Origin of the sequence: Methylobacterium haplocladii (assembly GCF_007992175.1) — a bacterium.
In the GTDB taxonomy this organism is placed as follows: domain Bacteria; phylum Pseudomonadota; class Alphaproteobacteria; order Rhizobiales; family Beijerinckiaceae; genus Methylobacterium; species Methylobacterium haplocladii.
In genome coordinates, this window is record NZ_BJZT01000003.1 from 36,320 (window position 1) to 58,761 (window position 22,442).

Annotated in this window: 21 protein-coding genes; 13 read left to right on the plus strand and 8 right to left on the minus strand. The window is 68.8% G+C overall.

The annotated features are described in order from the left end of the window. Window positions 1-107 precede the first annotated feature (107 nt). The 3 genes from lepB to era are packed head-to-tail and all read left to right on the plus strand — an operon-like array spanning window position 108 to window position 2,693. Complete coding sequence (lepB, locus tag MHA02_RS01420) at window positions 108-914, plus strand: signal peptidase I (protein WP_147076227.1); 807 nt, start codon at window positions 108-110, stop codon at window positions 912-914. Window position 915: 1 nt separating this feature from the next. Then, a complete protein-coding gene (gene rnc / locus MHA02_RS01425; protein ID WP_147076191.1) occupies window positions 916-1,707 on the plus strand; it encodes a ribonuclease III in 792 nt (263 codons plus the stop codon). Continuing rightward, a complete protein-coding gene (era, locus tag MHA02_RS01430; protein WP_147076192.1) occupies window positions 1,704-2,693 on the plus strand; it encodes a GTPase Era in 990 nt (329 codons plus the stop codon). Before rnc ends, era begins: the two co-directional genes overlap by 4 nt. Here the strand turns inward: era and MHA02_RS01435 are convergent, their stop codons facing one another. Continuing rightward, the gene (locus MHA02_RS01435; RefSeq protein WP_147076193.1) at window positions 2,694-3,326 is read right to left on the minus strand and encodes a LysE family translocator; all 633 of its coding nucleotides are present in this window, start codon (window positions 3,324-3,326) and stop codon (window positions 2,694-2,696) included. A 69-nt stretch (window positions 3,327-3,395) separates the two neighbouring features. Here MHA02_RS01435 and MHA02_RS01440 point away from each other — a divergent pair, with 69 nt between their 5' ends. Continuing rightward, on the plus strand, window positions 3,396-4,337 hold the full coding sequence (locus MHA02_RS01440; protein WP_147076194.1) for a class I SAM-dependent methyltransferase: 942 nt from the start codon (window positions 3,396-3,398) through the stop codon (window positions 4,335-4,337). After that, complete coding sequence (locus MHA02_RS01445) at window positions 4,334-5,071, plus strand: pseudouridine synthase (protein ID WP_147076195.1); 738 nt, start codon at window positions 4,334-4,336, stop codon at window positions 5,069-5,071. Before MHA02_RS01440 ends, MHA02_RS01445 begins: the two co-directional genes overlap by 4 nt. Before the next feature lie 16 nt (window positions 5,072-5,087). Here the strand turns inward: MHA02_RS01445 and MHA02_RS01450 are convergent, their stop codons facing one another. The 3 genes from MHA02_RS01450 to MHA02_RS01460 all read right to left on the minus strand — a co-directional run bounded on the left by MHA02_RS01450 (window position 5,088) and on the right by MHA02_RS01460 (window position 6,750). Further along, window positions 5,088-5,864: a creatininase family protein gene (locus MHA02_RS01450; protein WP_147076196.1), complete on the minus strand. Its 777-nt coding sequence runs from the start codon at window positions 5,862-5,864 to the stop codon at window positions 5,088-5,090. 84 nt (window positions 5,865-5,948) lie between these two features. Next, window positions 5,949-6,365 (minus strand): CsbD family protein, encoded by a 417-nt coding sequence (locus MHA02_RS01455; protein ID WP_147076197.1) that lies wholly within the window; start codon window positions 6,363-6,365, stop codon window positions 5,949-5,951. Between the two features lie 181 nt (window positions 6,366-6,546). Next, window positions 6,547-6,750 (minus strand): CsbD family protein, encoded by a 204-nt coding sequence (locus tag MHA02_RS01460; protein ID WP_147076198.1) that lies wholly within the window; start codon window positions 6,748-6,750, stop codon window positions 6,547-6,549. Window positions 6,751-7,004: 254 nt separating this feature from the next. Here MHA02_RS01460 and MHA02_RS01465 point away from each other — a divergent pair, with 254 nt between their 5' ends. After that, the gene (locus tag MHA02_RS01465) at window positions 7,005-7,415 is read left to right on the plus strand and encodes a hypothetical protein (RefSeq protein ID WP_147076199.1); all 411 of its coding nucleotides are present in this window, start codon (window positions 7,005-7,007) and stop codon (window positions 7,413-7,415) included. Window positions 7,416-7,614: 199 nt separating this feature from the next. On the opposite strand, the gene MHA02_RS01470 is transcribed toward MHA02_RS01465, so the two are convergent. Both MHA02_RS01470 and MHA02_RS01475 read right to left on the minus strand, forming a co-directional pair. Further along, the gene (locus MHA02_RS01470) at window positions 7,615-8,346 is read right to left on the minus strand and encodes a M48 family metallopeptidase (protein ID WP_147076200.1); all 732 of its coding nucleotides are present in this window, start codon (window positions 8,344-8,346) and stop codon (window positions 7,615-7,617) included. 257 nt (window positions 8,347-8,603) lie between these two features. Continuing rightward, window positions 8,604-9,878, minus strand: coding sequence for a polyhydroxyalkanoate depolymerase (locus MHA02_RS01475; RefSeq protein ID WP_147076201.1), 1,275 nt, complete (start codon window positions 9,876-9,878; stop codon window positions 8,604-8,606). A 232-nt stretch (window positions 9,879-10,110) separates the two neighbouring features. On the opposite strand from MHA02_RS01475, the gene MHA02_RS01480 reads away from it, so the two are divergent. From MHA02_RS01480 to MHA02_RS01490, 3 genes are all read left to right on the plus strand, one after another. Beyond that, window positions 10,111-11,493 (plus strand): ActS/PrrB/RegB family redox-sensitive histidine kinase, encoded by a 1,383-nt coding sequence (locus MHA02_RS01480; protein WP_147076202.1) that lies wholly within the window; start codon window positions 10,111-10,113, stop codon window positions 11,491-11,493. A 34-nt stretch (window positions 11,494-11,527) separates the two neighbouring features. After that, complete coding sequence (locus MHA02_RS01485) at window positions 11,528-12,130, plus strand: ActR/PrrA/RegA family redox response regulator transcription factor (protein ID WP_147076203.1); 603 nt, start codon at window positions 11,528-11,530, stop codon at window positions 12,128-12,130. A gap of 150 nt (window positions 12,131-12,280) precedes the next feature. Next, window positions 12,281-12,517 carry a hypothetical protein gene (locus MHA02_RS01490; RefSeq protein WP_147076204.1) on the plus strand — a complete coding sequence of 79 codons (237 nt, stop codon included), beginning with the start codon at window positions 12,281-12,283 and terminating at the stop codon, window positions 12,515-12,517. A 6-nt stretch (window positions 12,518-12,523) separates the two neighbouring features. Here MHA02_RS01490 and MHA02_RS01495 read toward each other — a convergent pair whose 3' ends face one another. Continuing rightward, window positions 12,524-13,450 carry a 3'-5' exonuclease gene (locus tag MHA02_RS01495; protein WP_147076228.1) on the minus strand — a complete coding sequence of 309 codons (927 nt, stop codon included), beginning with the start codon at window positions 13,448-13,450 and terminating at the stop codon, window positions 12,524-12,526. 454 nt (window positions 13,451-13,904) lie between these two features. Between MHA02_RS01495 and MHA02_RS01500 the strand changes: the two genes are divergently transcribed. Beyond that, entirely contained in the window at window positions 13,905-14,384 is a 480-nt protein-coding gene (locus tag MHA02_RS01500) for a PAS domain-containing protein (protein ID WP_147076205.1), read from the plus strand. A 129-nt stretch (window positions 14,385-14,513) separates the two neighbouring features. After that, complete coding sequence (locus MHA02_RS01505; RefSeq protein ID WP_147076206.1) at window positions 14,514-19,361, plus strand: NAD-glutamate dehydrogenase; 4,848 nt, start codon at window positions 14,514-14,516, stop codon at window positions 19,359-19,361. 11 nt (window positions 19,362-19,372) lie between these two features. On the opposite strand, the gene MHA02_RS01510 is transcribed toward MHA02_RS01505, so the two are convergent. Beyond that, window positions 19,373-20,326 carry a collagen-like protein gene (locus tag MHA02_RS01510; RefSeq protein ID WP_170248964.1) on the minus strand — a complete coding sequence of 318 codons (954 nt, stop codon included), beginning with the start codon at window positions 20,324-20,326 and terminating at the stop codon, window positions 19,373-19,375. A gap of 199 nt (window positions 20,327-20,525) precedes the next feature. Here MHA02_RS01510 and MHA02_RS01515 point away from each other — a divergent pair, with 199 nt between their 5' ends. Further along, complete coding sequence (locus tag MHA02_RS01515) at window positions 20,526-21,170, plus strand: DUF47 domain-containing protein (protein ID WP_147076207.1); 645 nt, start codon at window positions 20,526-20,528, stop codon at window positions 21,168-21,170. A 7-nt stretch (window positions 21,171-21,177) separates the two neighbouring features. Next, window positions 21,178-22,185: an inorganic phosphate transporter gene (locus MHA02_RS01520; protein ID WP_147076208.1), complete on the plus strand. Its 1,008-nt coding sequence runs from the start codon at window positions 21,178-21,180 to the stop codon at window positions 22,183-22,185. Window positions 22,186-22,442: the final 257 nt, after the last annotated feature.

Sequence of the window (22,442 nt, forward strand, 5' to 3'; positions counted from 1 at the left end):
TGCCGGGGGGCTCGGCTTGGTCTAGACCGCCGCACACCGCCGACGCCTCGCCGGGTCGCTCACGCGCGACCGTGGCGGAGACCGGCCTGGAGCCCAGCACCAACGACATGGAACAGGCGCGCGTGGATCAAGACACGAAGCAGCAGGTCCGGACGGCCGAGCCCGACACCGGAACCTGGGCCAGCATCCGGGAAACCGTCAAGGTCGGCATCCAGGCCCTGCTCATCGCCCTCGTGGTGCGCACGCTGCTGTTCCAGCCCTTCAACATTCCCTCCGGCTCGCTGGTGCCGACGCTGCTGATCGGCGACTACCTGTTCGTGTCGAAGTACTCCTACGGCTACTCGAAATACTCCCTGCCGCTCTCCGAGTACCTGCCGTTCCAGTACCATGGCCGGGTCTGGGGGGCCGAGCCGAAGCGCGGCGACATCGCCGTGTTCAAGCTGCCGAAGGACAACGCCACCGACTACATCAAGCGCGTGATCGGCCTGCCCGGCGACAAGATCCAGGTGATCGAAGGCGTGCTCAACATCAACGGCAAGGCGGTGAAGCGCGAGCGCATCGCCGATTACGAAACGACGGACGCCTTCGGTCAGGCGACCAAGGTGCCGCAATACAACGAGACGCTGCCCGGCGGCGTCGAGCACCGCACCGTCGAGCGCGACGGCGACCACGGCTTCTGGGACAACACAGAGCTCTACACGGTGCCCGCCGGCCACTTCTTCATGATGGGCGACAATCGCGACAACTCCACCGACTCGCGGGACCTGTCGAGCGTCGGCTACGTGCCCTTCGAGAACTTCGTTGGCCGCGCCGAGATGATCTTCTTCTCCATCGACGAGGGCACGCCCGCCTGGCAGGTCTGGCGTTGGCCGGCCGACGTGCGCTGGAACCGCATCTTCACGACGATCCACTGATGTGACGGCCGAGACCGAGAATTCCGGACCTGACGACGGACGGCAGGGACGTCCGTCGAGTCGCGCCCGGCGCGCGCATCGCCCAAAGCCCGCCATCGATGTCCTCGAAACCGCGATCGGCTACCGCTTCGCCGACCGGGAGTTGCTGCCGCTGGCGCTGACACATGTCAGCAAGGCGGATGGCGGCCGCATCGGCAGCTACCAGCGCCTCGAGTTCCTCGGCGATCGCGTGCTCGGCCTCGCCGTGGCGGACCTGCTCTACGAGGCCTTTCCGCAGGCCGACGAGGGCGACCTGTCGCGCCGCCTCGCCGGACTCGTGCGCCGCGAGACCTGCGCCTCGGTCGCCGAGGCCTGGGAAGTCGGCCCGCATCTCAATCTCGGTCCCGGCGAAGTCCAGGGCGGAGGCCGGCGCAACCAGACCATCCTGGCCGATGTCTGCGAGGCGATCCTAGGCGCGGTCTTCCTCGATGCCGGTTATGCGGCCGCCAAGGCGATCGTGCAGGCGGCCTTCCGCCCCGAGCAGGATACGGCGGCACCCCGCGGGCGCGACGCGAAATCGGCCCTGCAGGAATGGGCGATGGCGCGGGCCCTGCCGATTCCGGTCTATGAGGTGGTCGAGCGCTCCGGCCCCGACCACGCGCCGGTCTTCGTCATCGCCGCGCGCGTGTCCGGGGTCGAGGCGGGGCTCGGACGCGGCGGCTCGAAACGGCTCGCGGAGCAGGAAGCGGCACAAGCCGTGCTCGACCGCGAGGGGATCGGCGCCGCAGGCGTCGCGCAGGACGGACAGGAATGACCGAGACCGAGGGCCAGACGCCCGACGACCACGAGCCCGACGACACCGGGACCGACGCGCACGCAAGCGAACCGCCGGAGCTCAAGCCGGTGGAGACGCGGGCGGGCTTCGTCGCGCTGATCGGCGTGCCGAATGCCGGCAAGTCGACGCTGCTCAACGCCATCGTCGGCGCCAAGGTCACGATCGTCTCGCGAAAGGTGCAGACGACGCGGACCCAGGTGCGCGGCATCCTCATGGAGGGCAGGGCGCAGGTCATCCTCGTCGACACGCCCGGGATTTTCGCGCCGAAGCGCCGGCTCGACCGCGCCATGGTGCATTCGGCCTGGAGCGGCGCGGGCGATGCGGACGCGCTCTGCCTGCTGATCGACGCCCGCAAGGGCATCGACGAGGAGGTCGAGTCCATTCTGTCGAAGCTGCCCGAGGTGCGGCGGCCGAAGCTGCTGATCCTCAACAAGATCGACCTGATTGCCCGCGAGAAGCTGCTCGAACTGGCGCTGGCGGTGAATGCACGAGTGCCCTTCGAGGACACGTTCATGATCTCGGCGCTGAACGGCGACGGCGTGCCACATCTGCGCAAGGCGCTCGCTGCCCGGATGCCGCCGAGCCCGTGGCTCTATCCGGAGGACCAGGTCTCCGACGCCCCGATCCGTATGCTCGCCGCGGAGATCACCCGCGAAAAGATCTATGACCGGCTTCACGAGGAGTTGCCCTACCGCTCCACGGTCGAGACCGACCAATGGGTGATCAAGAGCGACGGCTCGGTGCGCATCGAGCAGACGATCTTCGTCGAGCGCGAGAGCCAGCGCTCGATCGTGCTCGGCAAGGCGGGTCAGACCATCAAGGCGATCGGCCAGGCCGCGCGTCGCGACATCGCGGAGGTGGCCGAGGCCAAGGTTCACCTGTTCCTGCACGTGAAGGTGCGTGAGAACTGGGCCGACGACCCCGCCCGCTACCGCGAGATGGGCCTGGAGTTTCCGCGGGGCTGACTACCGCCTCGCCTCCGTCGCCATGCGGACGGCGAGGCCGGCGAGCATCGTGCCCATCAGCCAGCGCTGGACCACGAGCCAGCCGGGCCGCGCGCTCACCGTCCGGGCGATCGATCCGGCCGTGATCGCGATGGCGGCGTTCACGCTGAGGCTGACCAGGATCTGGACGCTACCCAGCGTGACCGCCTGCCCGAGTACGTGGCCCTGGTCCGGGCGGATGAACTGCGGCAGCAGCGACAGATACATCACCGCGATCTTGGGGTTCAGGACGTTCGTCAGGAACCCCATGGCAAAAAGTCGCCCCGGGCTGTCACTCGGAAGTAACGTGGCCTGAAAAGGTGAGCGCGCTCCAGGTCTTACTGCCTGCCACGCGAGCCAGAGCAGGTAGGCCGCACCCGCCAATCGCAGGGTATCGTAGGCAAACGGCACCGCCATCAACAGCGCAGTCACCCCGAACACCGCGCAAAGCATATAAAAGACGAAGCCGAGCCCGATTCCCCCGAGGGAGACGAGCCCTGCCGCCGGTCCCTGAGAGATCGAGCGCGAGACGAGGTAGATCATGTTCGGCCCCGGAGTCAGAACCATGCCGAGCGAGATCAGAGCGAACGCCATGAGATGAGATGATTCGGGCATGCTCGATGTCCTGTCCCGTCGCCCCCTGTCGTCTCCATTCAATAAGCCCGAATGAGTTCAGAACCATCCATGGTGAATCCCGAGAACGGAGTCGCGGTCCCGCGGCCCGTCGTGTATGGCCTGCCGCCGGCCGAGCTCGTCGATGTTCCCGAGGGATCCCTTCAGGTCTCGCCACTCATTCCGGGTTCCGCACGCCTGGAGGACCATCGGCCCGCAGCGGCGCCGGGACCTGCAGTCGTGCTCGCCCCGCCGGGAACGGCCGAACGGCGCTACACCCTTGCGCATGCGTTGCGGGCTCTGTCCCCCGGCGAGACGCTGGTTGCTCTCGCGCCGAAGGACCGGGGCGGCAGCCGGCTGGGTAAGGAACTCGCCGGCTTCGGCTGCACGGTGTCCGAGGAGGCTCGCCGTCATCACCGCATCTGCACGGTGTCGCGTCCGGACTCCCTCGAGGGACTGGACGAGGCGATCGACGAGGGACGCTCGCGCCATGTAGACAACCTCGCGCTCTGCACGCAGCCCGGCATCTTCTCTTGGAACCGGGTGGATCCCGGCAGCGTGCTGCTGCTTAGGCATCTACCGAAAAAGCTCTCCGGCAAGGGCGCGGATTTCGGCTGCGGGCTCGGCATCCTGGCGCTCGCAGTGCTCCACGACGAGTCCGTCACCAGCCTCGCCATGATCGACATCGACCGCCGCGCCGTCGAGATGGCCCGGCGCAACGTCGTCGATCCCCGCGCCACGATCCGCTGGGCGGACATCCGCCAGTCCGACCCGACGTTGACCCGCCTCGACTTCGTGGTGATGAACCCGCCCTTCCACGATGGCGGCGCCGAGGATCAGGCCCTCGGCAAGGTCTTCATCGCCCGCGCCGCCGAGGCCCTGCGCTCGGGCGGGACGCTCTGGATCACGGCGAACCAGCACCTGCCCTACGAGGCGCCGCTGCGCGCGGCCTTCCGCACCGTGACGCCCGTGGCGGCCGAGGGCGGCTTCAAGGTCTACGAGGCGCGCAAATGAGCGGCGGCAAAGCCGTCCGCCTCGATAAGCTGCTCGCGAACCTCGGTTACGGATCCCGGCGGGAGATCCAGGCGCTGGCCCGTGCCGGCGCCGTGCTTCTCGATGGCGTACCGGTCAGGGATGCGGCCGGACGCATCGCCCTCGATCCCGATCTGCCGGCCCGCATGACGATCGACGAGGCGCCGCTCGATCCGCTGCCCGGCGTCGCGCTGCTGCTGCACAAGCCCCTCGGCGTGACCTGCTCGCACAAGGAGGCGGGCTCGCTCGTCTATAGTCTCCTACCGGAGCGCTGGCGGTATCGCGACCCGGCGCTTTCCACCGTCGGCCGGCTCGACAAGGAAACCTCGGGGCTGCTGTTGCTGACGGATGACGGCGCCCTCCTGCACCGGATCATCTCGCCGAAGGCGCATGTGGCGAAGCGCTATCGGGTCACGCTGGAACGGCCGCTCACCGGCGACGAGCAAAGGGTGTTCGCGTCCGGCACACTGATGCTGGAGGGGGAGGAAAAGCCGCTTCTGCCAGCCGCTCTGGAGGTGCACGATGCAACGCATGCGGCGCTGACGTTGAGCGAGGGTCGCTATCATCAGGTCCGGCGCATGTTCGCGGCCATCGGCAACCACGTCGCTGAGCTCCACCGCGACAAGATCGGCGGATTGGAATTGCCGGACGAGCTGCAGGCCGGCAGCTACCGTATCATGCAAGACGCGGATATTGCCGCGTTGTTCGCGGGCTAGCGAAGGCCGCTGGCCCTCACAGGTCGAAGCGCGCCACCTCGTCGAGCAGGTCCACGAAAAGCCGCGCCCCGTGGTCGAGGAGCGCTTCGCCGACTTCGACGGTGCCGAGGGTGGCGTTGCCGATCGCACCGGAGGGATGCAGGTCCTGGGCCTTCCAGGCGAACGCCGCAGGACGCCCGGCGCGCAGCAACGCGTAGTCCCGCTCGATCGCCACCGTACGCGGCTCGAAGTTCTGCGCGCGCTCGGTGCGGACGAGGTCCGGCCGGATCGCCAGCATCAGCGCGGTCTCGATCCCGCCCGCATGGATGCCGTGCCGGATCTCCGCGTCGGGCACCAGTCCTTCGGGGTAGCCGAGCCGGCTCCAAGACGTCGTCACGACGAGCATGCCGAACCGCGCCCGCGCGTCGCCCGCGACGAGGTCGATCAGGCCGCTGTTGCCGCCATGCGAGGTGACGATCACGAGCTTGCGGCAGCCCGCCCGATGGATACCGGACGCGATCTCGGTCCAAGCCGAGAGCGCCGTCGCCGTCGAGAAGGTCAGGGTACCCGCGAACCCGTCATGCTCGTCCGACTTGCCGATCGCCTGCACAGGCAGGGTCAGAACGTCGAGCTCGTCCGGCACCAGCGCCGCGACGCGGGCGAGATAACCCTCGGCGATGATCGCGTCGGTGCCGAGCGGCAGGTGCGGTCCGTGCTGCTCGATCGCTGCGACGGGCAGCACGGCGATCGCGTGCGCCATGTCGCGTGTTGCGACATCGATCGTGGTCAGGTCGCGCCAGGCACGTGCCGGCATGGCTCCCTCATCGAGCATCCCGCCGGAGACCGGCTCGCCGCACAGGAGGGGCAAGCCGGGCCGGTCGTCAAGGTTGGGACGAGGTCAGCGTCGGCGGCTGATCAGCCAGCCGAAGCCGAAGGCCGCCGCAGCGACGATCGCGAGGGTCGCGCCCTTGTTGTCCTCGGCGCGTTCGTAGACGGCGCGACCACGCTCCGTGACTTCGCGCCCATAATACCGGCCGCGCTCGACCGTCTCGTCGCGCAATGCCCGACCACGATGGGAGACGTCGTCGCGCAGGCTGCGGCCGCGCCTCGCGGCATCCTCGGCGAAGTCGCGGCCATCGCGCTCCAGCCGTTCGGCGCGATTTTGCACGCGGCCGTAAGCGGACTGCGCGACGCCGGCCACCTGCTCGTAGGCGCCCTCGACCTGCGGACGCGCACGGCCGGTCACCGCACCGAGCGCGCTGCGACCGCGACCGCGGATGTTGCGGATACCGCCTTCAATCTGATCTCTATTCATCGAAACGTCTTTCTGGAGCATCGGATGGCCGAGCCGCTGACGACAGGGGACATCGCGATGCGGGACTGGAAAAGGTGAGGGCCGCCGCGTCCTGCGTCGCCGCGCCGGGCGGCCCGGGCCACGAGCGGGGTCGGCCCACGGCGGGCGCCGGCCGGCGCCGCTGCCGTGGACCGATGGGCGCTCAAAGGCTCGACTTCACTTTGTTGACGAGGTTCTTCACGCCCTGCTTGGCGTCGCCGACGGTCTTCTGCGTCGTGCCCTTGGCTTCCTGGGCATGGCCCTCGGCCTGGAGCCTGGTGTTGCCGGTGACCTTTCCGACGCTCTGCTTCACGGCGCCGGCGGCTTGGTTGGCGGTACCCTTGATCTTGTCGGTGGTGCTGCTCATGGCAGATCTCCTCCGCGGTGCGTCCGGATGACGCGACCGCCTTTCTGGCAACCCGAACGGTGACTGGCAGCGAAGGTTCCATGTCCCGCCAGTCACGATCCGATTCGCGCGATGTGTCGAAGTCGGTCGCGCCCATGGATCGACGACATAGACACGGGGGTTGTACGGCTTCGCGCCGAGTGTGGCCGGCGCGCGCTATCGCCCTGCCCCGTCACGGCTTAACCCTGTCGAAAAGCCCCTGTCCGGATTTCCTCATGCGTCGCATAGTGCTCCGCCGCCTCGTCGCTTCGACCCTGTTCCTCGTCGCGGGCACGGGCGCGGCCTGCGCGCTCTCGCTGCCATTCGAGGAATCCGACTACCTGCCGCCGGAAGCGACGACGACCTATCACGAGCGCTCGCTGAACCATCAGGCACCGTTGACGATCGAGCATCCGCCGGTCGCTCCCGGTGGGCGTCGCGGCCGTCGCTCGGCGGCCATCGCCGGGTTCTGTCACGAGGGCGGCACGATCGTACGGCGCGATCGGAACGGCCAGCCGATCCTTCGCCAGCGCGAAGTCTGCGACAACGTCGCGCCGCGCACCCTCTGGCATGGCCACACCGACCCCCGTCCGGCTTGGCCGGCCGAGCGCGTGCTACGCCGGACGACGGTTCGCACGCGCGGTTGAGGTCGAGAACGGTTCCGGTTTTCAGGTCGAGCCCCATCGATCTTTTCGAAGCTCGGCAAGGAAGAGGGCCCGGAATCCGGAACCGCCTGCGGGTCAGGGCGATGCTGAACCTGACCGCTTGGCCACGATTCTCGGCGGCTCTGGATTTCGGGTTCCGCTGCGCGGCCCCGGAATGACGGCAGAAGACCGGAAGCACCCATCAGCCGTAGCGGTGCAGCTCCGAGCCATGCCGCTTCAGCCAGCGCTCTGCTTCTTCGACATTCGGGCAAAGCGCGTTCGTCAGCGCCCAGAACCGGGCCGAATGATTCATCTCGCGCAGGTGCGCCATCTCGTGGGCGACGAGATAGTCGAGCACCACCGGCGGGGCGAGGATCAGCCGCCACGAAAAGTTCAGCTCGCCGCTCGCCGTGCAGGAGCCCCAGCGGCTGCGCGTATCCCGCACCGTGATGCGCTTCGGTCGCTCGCCGAGGCGTCCCGCATAGACGTCCGCCGCTACGGCCAGATCGCGCCGCACCTCGCGCTGCAGGAAATCGCGCACGCGGCGGGAGACGTGGGCGGCTTCGCCCGAGACGACGAGCAGGGCTTCGCCCCCGGTCCGCTCGACGACCGAGGCGCTGCGTCCCGGTCTGTGCACGATGCGATGCGCCTCTCCGCGAACTGGGATGCTGGCGCCCGGCTCGAAGGCGACCCGGGCCGGCACCTTGGCGAGGCGTGCCGCGATCCAGCCGCCATGGCTCAACGCGAATTTCTGGGCCGCCGCGAGCGAGGTCCGCGTCGGCAACGTCATGATGACTTCGCCGGTGGCGTTGGACACCCGAAGCGTCAGCCGCCGGGCCGTCGGGCGACGGCGCAGGACGACGTTGAGGCCGACGCCCTCGTGACGGACTTCCAGGAAGTCCGGATCGGGCGTGCGCAGCAACAGGGATCTCAACGCGGCTACCATGACGCGGATAACCGGCCTCCTGTCCGCCTGTCCCTGGAGCCCGCCCGATGCCGAGATGGGGCTGCCGGGTCGGGAGCGTCACCATAAGCCGTGTGCCGGAATGGTCTAGCCTCGCCAGGTGCACCTCGCGAAACTCGTGAGGCGCGAGAGTTCGTCCTCTGGCCGTGACGGCTCGGCGGGCGGTGTCGTGAGAGACGCCAGAGCTGGCAGGCCGTTCCGAACCATCGTCTACGGTGCGTCGGCGCTCAGCCGACCTCGCGCAGATAGACCCCGGATGCCGGCGGCTCCTGCATCTCGCGGATGAACCGGGCGATGCGCGGCGCGATCACCGAGCGGTAGCGCGAGCCGTTGAACACACCGTAATGGCCGACCTCGTTCTGTAGGTGGTAGGCCTTGCGCTCGGGGGCCAAGTTCGGGGTCAGGTCGAGGGCCGCCTTGGTCTGGCCGACACCGGAGATGTCGTCGTTCTCGCCTTCCACGGCGAGGATCGCGCAGCGGCGGATCGCACCGAGATCGACGCGTGTGCCGGCATGCATCATCTCGCCCTTGGGTAGCGAACGGTCGACGAACACGGTCTGAACGGTCTGCAGGTAGAACTCCGCCGTCAGGTCCATCACGGCGAGGTACTCGTCGTAGAAGTCGCGGTGCTTCTCGGCCGATTCGCCGTCGCCGGTGACGAGGTGGTGGAACATGTCGTTATGCGCGGTGACATGGCGATCGAGGTTCATCGCCATGAAGCCCGAGAGCTGCAGGTAGCCTGGATAGACCCGGCGGAAGAAGCCCGGATAGATCCCCGGCACCAGCGTGATGCAGTGCTGCTCGAACCAAGCCATGCCGCGCTCCTGGGCGAGGCAGTTCACGGCAGTGGGCGAGCGGTGCGTGTCGATCGGACCACCCATCAGGGTCATCGAGACCGGGATGTTCTCGGCGTTCTGCGCCTCCATCAGGGCGACGGCGGCGATCACCGGCACGGCCGGCTGGCAGACCGCCATGACATGCAGGTCCGGCCCGAGATCCCGGAAGATGTCGCGCAGGTAGTCGATGTAGGTGTCGAGGTCGAAATGGCCGTCGAGCAGCGGCACCATGCGCGCGTCGGTCCAATCGGTGATGAAGACCTGATGGCTCGGCAGCATCGCCTCCACCGTGCCGCGCAGCAGCGTGGCGTAATGGCCGGACATCGGAGCGACGATGAGAAGCTTCGGGTCGGGCACGGCTGGTCCGCGTGCGAAGGCGCGGTCGAAGGTGATGACGTTGCAGAACGGGCGCGACCAGACCACCCGCTCCGAAACCGGCACGGCCACGCCGTCGATGACCGTGCTGTCGAGGCCGAAGGCCGGCTTGCCGTAGCGGCGCGTCACCCGCTCGAACATTTCGCAGGCCGCCGCGAGCGGTCGCAGATACTGTGAATAGGCCAGCGGGTTGGCCGGATTCTGCAGGCCATGCCGCGTCATGTCGGCCATGACGCGGGCCGGGGCCAGCATCGCCCTCATGGTTTCGTACCAGGCGTAGGCGAGATCCATGACGACACCCTCTTGCGCGGTTCTGTCAAAGGACCTCTTAGAGGCCCGGCGCGCCGGGTAAAATCCGTCTTTCTGCGAATACACGTGCAGGGAACCAATCAGCGCGCCGCTTCTTCCGCCATGTGGCCTGAACCGGCGATGACGCGCGGCGGCGACTGCGCCCTCTTGCGGAGAATGGCGTCGAACGCCGCGCATCCGACGCTTTGGACGAGGTCATGAACGGCTTGGGCACATGAACGGCATGGGCAGCGGGGCCGGCGTCAACGACGCCCGGCATCTCAGGCTCGACACTTTCGTACGGTTGCGCTGGCTCGCGCTGACCGGGCAGAGCGCCGCCGTCGTCGGCGCACAATTCGGGCTCGGCCTGCGCCTACCGTTCGGCTGGTGTTTCCTGGTCATCGCCGTTTCGTCCTGGCTGAACCTGGCGCTCCGCATCCGCTTTCCTGCGAGCTACCGGCTGAGCGACGACTCGGCAGCGCTTCTCCTCGCCTTCGATATCGTACAGCTCGCAGCGCTGCTGTTCCTCACCGGCGGCCTGCAGAACCCGTTCTCGCTCCTCTTCCTCGCCCCGGTGCTGATCTCTGCCACCGCATTGCCGCCGGAGCGGACCCTGGCGCTCGGCATGCTGGCCATCGGTCTGGCGACGCTGCTCGCCCTGGTCCACCGTCCGCTGCCCTGGTTCGCCGACGGGCGGATCGAGCTGCCGTTCCTCTACGTTTCCGGCGTCTGGACCGCGATCCTCCTCGGCACCGCCTTCACCGGCGTCTACGCCTGGCGCGTCGCCGAAGAGGCGCGGCAGCTCGCCCAGGCGCTCGCGGCGACAGAACTCGTGCTGGCCCGCGAGCAGCACCTCTCGCAGCTCGACGGGCTGGCGGCGGCGGCGGCACACGAGCTCGGCACGCCGCTCGGCACCATCATGGTCGTGGCAAAGGAACTCGACCGGCAGCTCGGCCCGACCGCGACGCCGGCCGTGGCCGACGATCTCAAGCTCCTGCGCGATCAGGTCGACCGCTGCCGCGGCATCCTCTCGAAGCTCACCTCGCTGGACGAGGACGAGGGATTTCTGCAAACGCTGAGCTTCGGTCACCTCATTGAGGAACTCGTCGCGCCGCAGCGGGCGCTCGGCATCGCCGTCGAGGTGACGAAGAGCGGCGATGGACCGGAGCCATCCTGCAGGCGCAATCCGGGCGTCACGTTCGGGCTTGCGAACATCCTCGACAACGCCGTCGATTTCGCGGAATCGCGCGTGCTGGTCGAAGCCCATTGGACCCTCGACCGTGTGTCCCTGGAATTCCGCGACGATGGGCCGGGCTTCCCGAGCGAGGTGTTGCTGCGCGCGGGCGAGCCTTACGTGACCACCCGCAGCCCGGGCCCCTCGACGTCGCCCGATACGGTGGGTTCCGGCCTCGGCCTCGGCCTCTTCATCGCGAAAACCCTGATCGAGCGCTCGGGGGCGCAGCTAAGCCTCTCAAACGCCTCGACCCCCGGCATGAAAGGCGCGGTGGCCCGGATATCCTGGGCGCGCCCGATTTTCGAACGCGGAACTTTGGCGAACAATTTTGTTGCGCCCAATTCAATGAGGCCACTGCCCGAACGCGGAACCGCGCCCATATAGGAGTTCAAAGACGAGACCGAGCAAGGAACATCACATGCTTACGCACACCGGTGCGCCGACGCAGGGAACCGACCCAGCCGTGTTGTCCGATTCCGATCCGCTGGCGGCCTTCACGGACCGCAGCCTGCTGATCCTCGACGACGATCGCCCGTTCTCGACCCGGCTCGCCCGGGCCATGGAAGCCCGTGGCTATCAGGTCCACGTGGCCGAGAGCGTGGCCGAGGGCGTCGCCGCCGTCGATCGCGAGCCGCCGGCTTTCGCCGTGATCGACATGCGGCTCGGCGACGGCAACGGCCTCGACGTGATCGCGCGTCTCAAGGAGCGTCGTCCCGAGGCACGCGGCGTGGTGCTCACCGGCTACGGCAATATCGCCACCGCCGTCACCGCGGTGAAGCTCGGCGCCTTCGACTACCTCGCCAAGCCCGCCGATGCCGACGAGATCCACGGCACGCTGATGGCGCAGCCGGGTGAGCGCGCCGATCCTCCGGAGAACCCGATGTCGGCGGACCGCGTGCGCTGGGAGCATATCCAGCGCGTGTACGAGCTCTGCCAGCGTAACGTCTCGGAAACGGCGCGGCGTCTCAACATGCATCGCCGAACGCTGCAGCGGATCCTGGCGAAGCGCGCGCCGCGCTGAGCCGAGGCCACGACTGGCGACGTCTGCAGACTCGACTGAGTGATGCCCTCGATGCGATAGCGTCGGGGGTATCGGCGTGTGCTCGGTTGCGTGCGCGGGGCCGGTCGGGCTACTGCGCGTGCCAACATCTGCGAAAACAGGTCCGAGCCCGTGAACACCCGCAACCTGATCACGATCGTCAGCCTGATGGTGCTGGTCGGAACCGAGGTGTTCGCTGCGGCGGTCGCGGCCGGTTGGGCGCTGGCCGGTCTGTTCGAACTCGGCGATACCGTCGGCCACGTTCTGATGGCCCTGTTCAGCCTCGGCGCTGCCTGGATCATGCTCCAGCTCTGGCGCCGCGCCATCAGCATCGAGCCTCTGCGGAACCCCGCACCGCGGCGCCGCTGAGGCGCCTCAGCCGAGGCCGGCCCGGCTTCGGCGTTCCGTCGCCGCTCTGACACGCAAGGGTTCGACCGGCGTACCGGCCACCGCGAGGCGCTCGCGCAGCCGTTCGACGTCTCCGAAATTACCCGAGACCAGATCCGTGACGTCGCCCTCGACGACGGCATCGACGTGGCGGCAGCGCCGTCGATGAAGACCGGCGGTGCAGTCGCAGCGTAGATACGGACCGGTGCTGCGCTCCTCCAGAACGACGGCATAGCGATTGCCGGTGCTGCCGCGGATGGCGAAGCGCAGGCCGGGATCGGCACTCGGCATCCGGTTGCGTGTCGTTCCGAGCGCCCGCGGGGCCGTCGAGCGCAGGTTCTCAGGATCCGGGTGATAGCCCCCCGCCCGCACGACCGCCGGCATCTTCAGCACGCGCGGCAGATCGGCGACGCTCGCCGCCCCGCGTTCGCGCATGGCCGCGAGGGCGATCTCGGCACAGGCATAGGCATCCTCACCGGCATCGTGATGCTCGAACCGGATGCCGAGCCGTCCGGCCACCTTGGCGAGGCCGCAGCCGGCCGGGTGCGGAAATACCTGCCGCGCAACTCGCACGGTGCAGAGATACGTCACCGGCGGCGCGCGCTTGCCCCATGCGGCGAGCGAGGCCGACAGCACGCCGATGTCGAAGCCGGCATTGTGGGCGAGCACCAGCCTGTCCGACAGATCCGGCAGGAATTCCGCCATCGCCTCGGGCAGGTTCGGCTGGCCGCGCACGTCGGCCGGAAGAATGCCGTGGACGCGGATGTTCCCCGGCGAGAAACGCAGCTCCGGCGGCCGGATCAGCCGCGTTTCCCGGCGCACGACCCGTCCATGGTCGATCCAGGCGAGGCCGACGGCGCAGGCGCTGTCGCGCCGCTCGTTGGCCGTCTCGAAGTCGATCGCGATCGCGTCCATGCGATCGACCATAGGGGAAGCGCGACTCCGCCATCAACGGCCGATCGCACATCGTGTTGCGCTGCAACAGCCGCAACGCCTTCGTTCGCAGTCGCCGGAGACGTTGCCCTGCAAAAGATGAAATCTCGCGTTGCACCAAGAGCTTCCTGCACTTGCACGAAGACTGTTTTCGTGGTTTTAGAGCCTTGTCCGTACACGGCCCTATTGGAGAGCCCAGGCTGGTCATTCCAGTTATGGCGTCGGGACAGCAACCGCCCCCGGAAGCTGTCCAGGCACAATCCTATAGGGTTGGACGATCTGGAGTGCGCACCGCGCTGGTGCACACCGACGAGCCTTCGGCGGTCCGCGAAAGCGGCCGGAGGGTTCACAGGGACACGCGACAGATGGGGGCAAATGGAGACCGGCGTTCCGGTCTTCGCCATGGGCATCCAGCCCGTCTGTCGTGGGGAGTACAATGGACCTTGAAGGCATCGACTACGATTTCGAGGCTCCGGATTCCGACTGGAATTACGAGCCGTCGCGGGCCGAGCTCTTTCGCCAGATTCCGGCCGCCCTCTACACCACCGACGCCGAGGGCTGGCTGACCTACTACAACGACGCCGCCGCAAAGCTCTGGGGCTTTCGGCCTGTCCTCGGCAAGGCGCGGTGGTGCGGCGCCTGGCGTCTTTACGAGGCGGACGGCTGCGAGTTGCCGCACGAGGAATGCCCCATGGCAGTGGCACTCCGGGAGGGCCGTGCCGTGCGCGGCGTCCGGGCCATCCTCGAGCGACCGGACGGTACCAAGGTTTGCTTCATGCCGTATCCGACGCCGTTGCGCGATGAATCCGGCGAGGTCGTCGCGGGCTCGAACATCCTGCTGGAGATCGACCGCTCCTATCGCGACGCTTACGCCCCATCGCGATCGGCCGCGTTCCCGGCACACTCGATGGTTTGATCCGGCCGATCCGACGCCGAGACTCCTTTTTTGCCGGTCCTCCCGTGACTGTCGTCTGGGCGTCGCATCCGGTTGATCGGGTGGCAGGAAGCGCCGAAGGTCGTGCGCGACTCGGCGAGGACCTGCGACATGACCCTGGACGCGGCAGCGACGCTCACCTCCGCCGAGGATCGGGCGGCGCGTGAGGGTCTGATCGAAAGTGCGTCGGCCCTGGTCGGGCGCGATCGGGGGCCGGAAGCCTTCGTGCGCGACCTGTTCGGACGCGTGCCGTCCGAGGATCTGGCGCGCTATTCCGTGCAGGCGCTCGGCAGTCTGGCGGTCGCGGCGCACGAGCACCTTGCGGCGACGCGGCGCACGGGCGGTGCGGCAGATGCAAGGCTCGTCGACATTACGGTTGAGCGCGACGGGCGGGCGCGGGATCTGACCGTCGTCGAGGTCGTCAACGACAACCGCGCCTTCCTCCTCGATTCGACGCTAGCCGAGCTGAACGGCCAGGGTTTGATGCCCCTGCTGGTGGCGCACCCTATCCTCGGAGTCGAGCGCGATCCGGGCGGCGCCCTCGTGCGCGTCGTCGGCGAGACCACGGCCGAGGCGCGGGGCGACGTCCCCCGCGAAAGCTTCATACACATCCATCTCGACCGGCTCGACGAGCCGCAGGCCCGGGCGCGGCTCACCGAGGGCCTCGCCCGCGTCTATGCCGACGTCGCGGCGGTGACCGACGATCACGGCGCCATGCTCGGCCTGATCGACACGCTTCTCGACAGCGAGGGCTACCGCGAGACGGTCCCGCATCTGCCCGAGGGCGAGACCCGCGAGGCGGCCGCCTTCCTCGAATGGCTGCGCGACGGACACTTCACGCCGCTCGGCATGCGCACGCATGTCGTCGACGGAGCGAGCACGCCCGAATTCGCGGGCATCGAACTCGGCCTGCTGCGCGACCCGGAGGTCCAGGTCCTGCGCCTCGGCCGCAGTTACGTCGACATGACGCCGGAGATCGCCGCCTTCCTCGACGACCCGCAGGCGATCATCGTCACCAAGGCGAGCCGGCGCTCGCGCGTGCATCGCGCGGTCCATCTCGACTACGTCGCAGTGAAGCTTTTTGGGGACGACGGTGCGCCCGCAGGCGAGCTGCGCATCGTCGGGCTGTTCGCCGCAAGCGCCTACAGCAGCCCGGCCAGGACGATTCCCTATCTGCGCCGTAAGGTGGCGGAGGTCGCCGCCCGCGCCGGGTTCGATCCCACGAGCCATGCCGGCCGCACTCTGATCGACGTGCTGGAGACCTACCCGCGCGACGACCTGTTTCAGATCGACGTGGAGCGGCTGTACCGCTTCGCCCTGGCGATCCTGAACCTGGCCGACCGGCCGCGGGTTCGGGTGCTGTCGCGGCCGGACCGGTTCGGGCGGTTCGTGTCGCTTCTCGTCTACGTGCCGAAGGACCGTTACGACGCCGGCGTGCGCGCCCGCATCGGCGCCTTCCTCGCCGACAGCTTCGGCGGGCGGCTCTCGGCCTCCTATCCGGAATTTCCCGATGGGCCGCTCGCGCGCATCCACGTCATCGTCGGCCTCGTCGAGAAGAACACGCAGGACCGCGAATCCGCGACGCTCGAAGACGGCGTCTCCGCCATCGTGCGGACCTGGGGCGACGGCCTGCGCGAGGCCCTGGCCGAAGCGATGCCGGATCCCGGCGCCCGGGCACTGGCCGGGCGCTACGCCGAGGCCTTCTCGGTCGGCTACCGCGAAAACTTCGATCCGCGCGTCGCCGTCGCCGACGTGCTGGTGTTGGAGCGGCTGTCGGAGGCCGATCCCCGCGCGGCTGAACTCGGCCGGCGCGAGACCGATCCGGCCTCGCAGGTGCGCCTCAAGGTGTTTTCGCGTGGCGCCGCGCTGCCGCTGTCAGACCGGGTGCCGGCTCTCGAGAACCTCGGCTTCCGCGTGATCGACGAGCGCACCTACCGCGTGCTGCTGCCGGACGGCGAAACGCGGGTCTGGCTGCACGACATGCTGCTGGAGCGGGCCAGCGGCGCGGCAGTCGACCTGGAAATGCTGGAGAAGCCGCTGGAGGCCGCGCTGCTCGCCCTCTCGGAACGGCGGGCGGAATCCGACGGCTACAACCGCCTCGTGCTCGAAGCGGGCCTCGACTGGCGCGAAGCCGCGCTGATGCGGGCGCTGGGGCGCTATCTACGCCAGCTCCGCATCCGCTACGGGCAGGACTATCTCGCCGCGACGCTGAGCCGGCACGCGGCATTGTCCGCGAAGATCGTCGCCCTCTTCCGTGCCCGCTTCGACCCCGCCACCGAGGGCGACCGCGAGGCGGCGCAAGGTGCGATCCGCGAAACCATCGAAGCGGCGCTCGGCGACGTCACCAGTCTCGACGACGACCGCATCCTGCGCCGCTTCGTGAACCTGATCGAAGCGGCCGTCCGCACGAATTTTTTTCAGAGAACGGCCGATGGCGGCCTGCGCGAGACGATCGCGTTCAAGTTCGCCTGCGCCAAAGTCACGGCGATGCCGCTACCGCGGCCGTTCTTCGAGATCTTCGTGTACGCGCCTCGCGTCGAGGGCGTCCATCTACGCTTCGGCTACGTCGCCCGCGGCGGCCTGCGCTGGTCGGACCGGCCCGAGGATTTTCGCACCGAGATCCTCGGCTTGGTGAAGGCACAGCAGGTCAAGAACGCGGTGATCGTGCCGGTCGGCGCCAAGGGCGGCTTCTTTCCGAAGCAGTTGCCGCCGGCCTCGGACCGCGCCGCCTGGATCGCGGAGGGTACCGAGAGCTACCGCATCTTCATCCGCACGCTGTTGCAGCTCACCGACAACATCGTCGAAGGCGGTATCGTCCCGCCTGCCGACACCGTTCGGCACGACGGCGACGACGCCTATCTCGTGGTCGCCGCCGACAAGGGCACCGCGACCTTCTCCGACATCGCCAACGGCCTCTCGCAGGAGCGCGGCCACTGGCTTGGCGACGCCTTCGCCTCGGGCGGCAGCCAGGGCTACGACCACAAGGTGATGGGCATCACGGCGCGTGGCGCCTGGGCAGCGGTGAAGCGCCACTTCCAGGAGATCGACGTCGACGTGCAGACGGATCCGGTGAGCGTCGTCGGCGTCGGCGACATGTCGGGCGACGTCTTCGGCAACGGCATGCTCCTCTCGGAGAGCCTCAGGCTCGTCGCCGCCTTCGACCACCGCGACATCTTCCTCGACCCGAACCCCGACCCGGCCCGGAGCCATGCCGAGCGCAAGCGCCTCTTCGCCCTGCCGCGCTCGTCCTGGACCGAGTACGATAACTCCCTGATCTCGGCCGGCGGTGGGGTCTTTTCGCGATCCGCCAAAAGCATCGCGCTCTCGCCCGAGATCCGGGCCGTCCTCGGCTTCGATCGCTCCGAGGCGGCGCCGGCCGAGGTGATCCAGGCGATCCTGAAGGCGCCCGTGGATCTGCTCTGGTTCGGCGGCATCGGCACCTATGTCCGCGCCGGGACCGAGACCGAGGAGGAGGCCGGCGACAAGGCCAACGATGCCGTGCGCATCACCGGCACGATGCTGCGGGCGAAGGTGATCGGCGAGGGCGCCAATCTCGGCCTGACCCAGCGAGGGCGCATCGAAGCCGCGCGGGCCGGCGTGAGGCTGAACACCGACGCCATCGACAATTCGGCCGGGGTCAACACCTCGGATGTCGAGGTGAACATCAAGATCGCGCTGATGACGCCGGAGCGCGACGGTCGGCTCGCTGAGGCGGACCGCAATGCCCTGCTGGTCGCGATGACAGGGGACGTCGCCGCGCTGGTCCTGCGCAACAACCAGCTCCAGACCCTCGCCCTGTCCCTCGCCCTGCGGCGGGGTGCCGGCGAGACCGGCTTCTCCATGCGGGTGATGCAGGCGCTGGAGGCGGAGGGCCGCCTCGACCGGGCCGTCGAGTACCTGCCCGACGATGCCGTGCTCAACGAACGCCTGCGCCGCGGCGAGGGCCTGACCCGGCCGGAATACGCCATGCTGCTCGCCTACGCCAAGCTCGCGCTGCACGACGCGATCCTCGAAAGCGCGGTGCCCGACGACCCGTATTTCGATCGCGAGCTGCAGCGCTACTTCCCGGCCGCGCTCAAGGCGCAGTTCCCGGACGCGGTGAAGGGCCACCGCCTGCGCCGCGAGATCATCGCCACGGCGCTCGCCAACATCATCGTCAACCGCGGCGGCCCGGCTCTCGTGACCCGGCTGATCGACGAGACCGGGGCAGATGCCGCCACCATCGCCAAAGCCTACGCCGTCACCCGTGACGCCTTCGGACTGCTCGAACTGAACCTCGCCATCGACCGTCTCGCCGGCGCCCTGCCCGGCCAGGACCAGCTCGGCCTCTACGCCGAGGTGCAGGACCTGCTCGCCAACCGGATCACCTGGTTCATCCGCAACCTCGATCTCTCGGGCGGACTCTCGCCGATCGTCGCGCGCTACCGCGAGGGCGTCAGCGCGGTGCTCGACGCCCTGTCCAGCGTGGTGGACGCCGAGGCCGCGAAGGAGATCGAGGCGAAGCGGGCCGATCTCGTCGCCCGCGGCATGGAGGCGGAGCCGGCCCGCCGGCTTGCGTCCCTGAAGGCGCTGATCTCGGCCCCCGACATCGTGCGCGTCGCCGAGACCGACGGCCATTCGGTTCCGGAGATCGCGGCAACGCACTTCGCCATCGAGCACGCCTTTCGCCTCGACGCCCTCGTCGCCGAGACCCGGCAGGTTCCCGTCGCCGACACCTTCGACCGCGTCGCCCTGGAGCGTGCGGTGGCCGGCATCTCGACGGCCCATCGCAGTCTGACGGCCGAGGTCATGGGCGACATCGGCTCGGGTCCGGAGGCCCTCGACGCCTGGATCGCCGCCCGCGGACCGGCGCTGACCCGCATCCGAGGCGCCATCGACGCCATCGCGTCATCGGGACTGACCGTCTCGAAGGCCGTCGTCGCGGCGAGCCTGCTCGCGGATCTCGCCCGCCGGCCGTGAGGGCGGCGGCGCTACCGAATGATATCCGGGTCGGGGTCCGGCTCGGGCCGTACCGGGCGGCGGGGGCCCCGCGAGGCGGCCTCCGGCTCGCCCTGCGGGGCGCGGGCCGGCGTGCGGGCAGACGCACCGGCGGCGCCGGCCGCACCCGCAGGTCCGCGCGGCCCGGCCGGGCCGGGCTTGCCGATCGGGCCTGCAGGCCCCGCGGGGCCGGTCGATCCCGGTCTGCCGGGTGGCCCGGGCGGACCCGTATCCCCTGTGGCTCCGGGTGGGCCCGCCGGTCCGGCTGGTCCTGCAGGACCGGCCGCACCCTGTTCGCCCGCCGGCCCTTGCGCTCCTGCAGGCCCGGCTGGCCCCTCGCGTCCGGCGACACCCTGCTCACCGGCTTGCCCCGCCGGACCGGCCTGACCCGGTTCGCCCTTCTCGCCGGGTGCCCCGTCCGATCCCGGGGGGCCGGCCGGGCCGGCGTCGCCACGCTCACCCTGCTGGCCGGGGGGACCCGCCGGCCCAGCCGGGCCGGCCTCGCCGGCAGGACCCGGCGCCCCTGCGTCTCCGGCCGGTCCCGGCGGACCCGCCTCACCGCTCGGTCCCGGCATGCCGGTCGGCCCCGGGATGATCGAGGTCACCGTCGCGCCGATCGGGCCGGGCAGCCCCGGCGGCCCCTGCTGGCCGCATTCGGCGACGACGGCGCGGCGCTCCTCGCGCTCAGTCCGGAGGGTGACGATGCAGCTCGCCGGATGATGGATGATCCGGAACTCGAACTTGCCCTTGGCGTCGGTCCGGCGCGCGAAACCGCCGTCGAGGGTGATCTCCGCGTCGGGATCGTCGGCCGAGCCGAGCACCCAGAGCTCGCCCGCCGTGATCTTCGCGGCCTGGACCTGGATCTCGGCGCGCGCCGGCGCGCAGCCGAGCGCGGCGGCCAGCAGCAGGCCCGCGGCGGCACGCGTGAGCGATCGGTCGACCAGCATGGGGTTCTCGGCAGTTTTCGCGGACGACAGCTTGGCGTTTTCCCGGCGCTTTCGGAAGCCACTTCGCGCCTCTGCGCACCGCCGCTTTCGGATGCGTTGCCGGCTTGCATTCTCGCGCAACGCGGTCGACTTAGGGTCGCCGTCCGCCACCTGACCGCTTCGAGGGTGGCGGAGCGGCCCTACAGTCCGGTGAGGTGCGATGCTCGGCTGGTTCCGCTCCCTGATGCCCCGGGAGGACAAGTTCTTCGTCCTGTTCGCCGAGCATTCCCGCACGCTCGTCGCCGGCGCCGAGGCGTTGAACGCCCTGCTGGCCGGCGGGGACGGGGTGGAGGCGCGCTGCCGCGAGATCGTCGCCGAGGAGCAGAAGGCCGACGACATCACCCGGGAGGTTCTTGCCGCCATCCGGCGCAGCTTCATCACGCCCTTCGACCGGCACGACATCCAGGACCTGATCCAGTCGATGGACGACGCCATCGACCAGATGCACAAGACCGTGAAGACGATCACGCTCTACGGCGTCGGCGAGTTCGAGCCGCTGATGCGGGAGATGGGCGGCACGGTGGTCGAGGCGGCCAAGCTCACAGCCGAGGCGGTGCCGCTGCTCAGCGCCATCGGCAGCAACGCGACGCGGCTCGGCGAGCTGACCGAAGCGATCACCAAGGTCGAGGGGCGCTCGGACGAGTTGCAGGAGCAGGGCCTCAAGGCGCTCTATCAGGCCAAGGGGCACAGCGACCCCATGGCCTACATGATCGGCCGCGAACTCTACGATCATCTTGAAAAGGTCGTCGACCGCTTCGAGGACGTGGCCAACGAGATCAGCGGCATCGTGATCGAGAACGTCTGAGGCGATCGTGGAAACCACCGCCCTCGCCTTTCCGCTGCTGGTCGGCCTGATCGGCATCGCCCTGCTGTTCGATTTCCTGAACGGCCTGCACGATGCGGCGAACTCCATCGCCACCATCGTGTCGACGCGCGTCCTGCGGCCGCGCTACGCCGTGCTCTGGGCGGCCTTCTTCAACTTCATCGCGTTCCTGTTCTTCGGCCTGCACGTGGCTCAGACCCTGGGGACGGGCATCGTCGACGCGGGCATCGTCACGCCCGCCGTGATCTTCTCCGCACTCATCGGCGCGATCGTCTGGAACGTCGTCACCTGGATCCTCGGCATCCCGTCGAGTTCGTCTCACGCCCTGATCGGCGGGCTCGTCGGAGCCGGCTTGGCCAAGGCCGGGTTCAGCGCCGTGGTCTGGGGCGGGCTGGGCAAGACCGCCGCCGCGATCGTGCTGTCGCCGCTGCTCGGATTCGTCCTGGCGATGGTGCTGGTGCTCATCGTGTCGTGGCTGTGCGTCAACAAGACGCCGTTCGCCGTCGACAGCATCTTCCGCGTGCTGCAATTTGTGTCTGCCTCGCTCTACTCCCTCGGCCATGGCGGCAACGACGCCCAGAAGACCATGGGCATCATCGCGGTGCTGCTGTTCTCGCAGGGGCAGACCGGCGCGGAGTTCCACGTGCCGCTCTGGGTGGTGCTGTCCTGTCAGGCGGCGATGGCGCTCGGCACGCTGATGGGCGGCTGGCGCATCGTCCACACGATGGGCTCCCGCATCACCCGCCTGAACCCGATGCAGGGGTTCTGCGCCGAGACCGGCGGGGCCATCACCCTGTTTCTCGCCACCTGGCTCGGCGTGCCGGTCTCGACCACGCACACGATCACGGGGGCGATCGTCGGGGTCGGCGCGGCCCGGCGGACGTCGGCGGTGCGCTGGGGCGTGGCGAGCAACATCGTCATCGCCTGGGTGGTCACCCTGCCTGCCGCCGCCGTCATCGCCGCGGCCTGCTACGGCCTGACAATCCTGCTCGGCTGAGGCGATCGCGCAAGATCGACGCCGAGTCGACGCATCGGACACCGGATCGCCGAAAGCGAACACCCCAATACAGACGACGCTCGCCGAGCCGACGTGATCGCATTGGGATCCGAGCCGATCTCGATGGATATCGTCCGACAGGCCGGTCAGGCAGCAACAGTTCTCGAACTTGAATGCGTCGATCGACGCGGAGATATCCTACGGTTGCGTGCGCCATGCTATGCACGCGCTCCGACATATCTATGAATTCGATCGAA